The sequence below is a fragment of the Erwinia phyllosphaerae genome, assembly GCF_019132875.1.
Taxonomy (GTDB): Bacteria; Pseudomonadota; Gammaproteobacteria; order Enterobacterales; family Enterobacteriaceae; genus Erwinia; species Erwinia phyllosphaerae.
The window spans coordinates 1-548 of record NZ_JAHSPF010000033.1 but is presented as its reverse complement, the minus strand read 5'-3'; the positions used below and the strand labels follow the sequence as shown (position 1 = coordinate 548).

Annotated in this window: 1 protein-coding gene; it reads left to right on the top strand. The window is 44.9% G+C overall.

Going from position 1 to position 548, the window contains the following annotated elements; translation table 11 throughout:
- Nucleotides 1-448, top strand: a 448-nt coding sequence (locus KUE00_RS21780; RefSeq protein WP_246762651.1) for a hypothetical protein, incomplete at its 5' end; no start/stop codon positions are given.
- Nucleotides 449-548 lie beyond the last annotated feature (100 nt).

Genomic DNA, 548 nt, shown 5'->3' with positions numbered 1-548 from the left:
AGTCAGGCAGTCAGGCAGTCAGGCAGTCAGGCAGTCAGGCAGTCAGGCAGTCAGGCAGTCAGGCAGTCAGGCAGTCAAGCAGTCAAGCAGTCAAGCAGTCAAGCAGTCAAATATAACAGCACCACAGCACCACAGCACCACAGCAGCTTATAAAGATTTTAAGGCTGTTAAAACAGAGAAAAACAGAGAATGTAGGAAGGATGGTACGAATAGAGAAAACAGAGAATGTAGGAAGGATGGTACGAATAGAGAAAACAGAGAATGTAAGAAGGATGGTACGGATAGAGAAAACAGAGGATGTAAGAAGGATGGTACGAATAGAGAAAACAGAGGATGTAAGAAGGATGGTTCGGATAGAGAAAACAGAAGATGTAAGAATGATGGTACGAATAGAAAGAACAGAGGATGTGAGAATGATGCTAAAAATGCAGAAAAACAGAGGATGTAAGAAGCATATACGATGAGAGAAATTCTGGAGCGGGAAACGAGACTCGAACTCGCGACCCCGACCTTGGCAAGGTCGTGCTCTACCAACTGAGCTATTCCCG